The sequence below is a fragment of the Actinomadura physcomitrii genome (assembly GCF_008923205.2).
GTDB lineage: Bacteria > Actinomycetota > Actinomycetes > Streptosporangiales > Streptosporangiaceae > Spirillospora > Spirillospora physcomitrii.
In genome coordinates, this window is sequence record NZ_WBMS02000039.1 from 99,696 (window position 1) to 101,295 (window position 1,600).

The following is a 1,600-nucleotide window of genomic DNA, read 5'->3' on the forward strand; positions in this document are numbered from 1 at the left end:
GGTTTGGCATTCCTCCCCCCTTGGTTTGGGTCCCCTGGGGGGCCGGGGGGGGGGGGGGGGGGGGGGGCCCCCCCGCCCCCGCCCCCGGGTCGCGCCACCCCACCACCCCCCTCCGCAAGGAACCACGAGAACCAAAGGGACGCCGCAGAGGCACCCGACGACGAGACACGTCCTCGAAACCCGCCTCGCCTGCGCGATACCGGCGGCGCCGCCCGAGCTGAGGACACCACCCTGCCCGCTCTGCGGACCTCCTCCGGAGCCCCGACCGGCCGCCCCTGAGCCAGGTCCTCCATCTGGACGGTTCCGTTCCACAGAGCCGGTGACCATGGGAAAACATCGCCGACCCCGACGACGGCATCCAAGGCGCGTTGCGATCAGCGGCGCGTCGGTGTCGTCCAGCACCCACACCTGACCGCTCTCACCACCCGCCGCCGCGACCGCAGGTCCGCAGACCGGGGCCAGCGCGACACCCCCGGGCCGGTTCCCATCAACTCGTCCGCCGCCTGGGGTGCGCAGGCCCCAGACACCGCCCATCCCGCCACAGCGGCCCGCGATCAGCACGCGGACGGCCCCCACCGAGGCACGGGGGCGTCCTCCCAGCACCTCGCCGCGCCGCTTCGCAGCCCCATGGCCACACAGCCGACGTCGGGATCGTCGTCGCCGGGGTACTGCCCGAAAGGCGACCGAAGCAGTGGCCTGGTCCAAACACCGGTTTCCAGATCCACGCGCCGCCGACGCCACCGCCCGCCCTTGCGGCACCGCCGGTACGTCCAGTTCTGCCGCGTCGATCTACCTGCGGCCCGGTCACAAGGCATCGACTGGAGTCATGATGGGGCCGCGAGGCCAGGGCAGGATCCCCCGACGGGCCGTGAAGCCGCCGACCGGGTTGGGGGCCGTTCGGTGGTCATCCAGGTGTAGGACCAGGTGGCCCGGCTTCGATGGTGACCCACTGGCGTGCGGTGCGGTGCGGGTGTGGGTGTGGGTGTGCGGTGCAGTGTGGGCATGCCGAGGCCGCCCAGGACCCGAGTGGTTCCGGGCGGACTCGGCGGTCATGCCGGTCGTGCTGGTGGGGTGGGTTATGCGGCCCAGTCGAGGGGGTCGTCGGGTGGGCCGGTGCCGCCCGGCGGCCCGGTTGCGCCTCGGGCGTCGGCCGGTGGCAGCAGCCGGTAGACATATCGCCCGTCGGGATCCTTGCTGATGTGGATCTGGTCGGGGCTGGTGTGTTTGAACCGGTTGTGCCATCCGCAGGTGAGGGCGAGTTGGTCGATGTCGGTGGGCGATCGCCCCAAGGCCCATCCGTGGACGTGGTCGACCTCGCACAGCGTGCCAGGCATCTCGCATCCCCGCACCGCACACGAGGGGTACAGGGTTTCGAGAACCTGGCGTTGCGCAGCACTCGCGAACCGTTCCCGGTACCCGAGGTACAGCGGGGTGTTCCCGCGCCCCAGCAACAACGGTGAGACACCCGCCGCCAGGGCGATGCGGCGGGCTTGGGCGGCCGGGATCGGCGTCCCATCAGTGAGGCGGGCGGGGGCGTTGCCGCCGGTCAGTGTCTCCAGGTCGCAGATCACGGTGACCTTGGAGGCCTTGTGCCCGCCCG

1 protein-coding gene is annotated in these 1,600 nt (G+C 72.1%); it reads right to left on the reverse strand.

Annotation, left to right across the window (positions count from 1 at the left end):
* Window positions 1-1,076: 1,076 nt before the first annotated feature.
* Window positions 1,077-1,600: HNH endonuclease signature motif containing protein (locus tag F8568_RS35775; RefSeq protein ID WP_151598059.1), on the reverse strand; the 524-nt coding region annotated here is incomplete at its 5' end.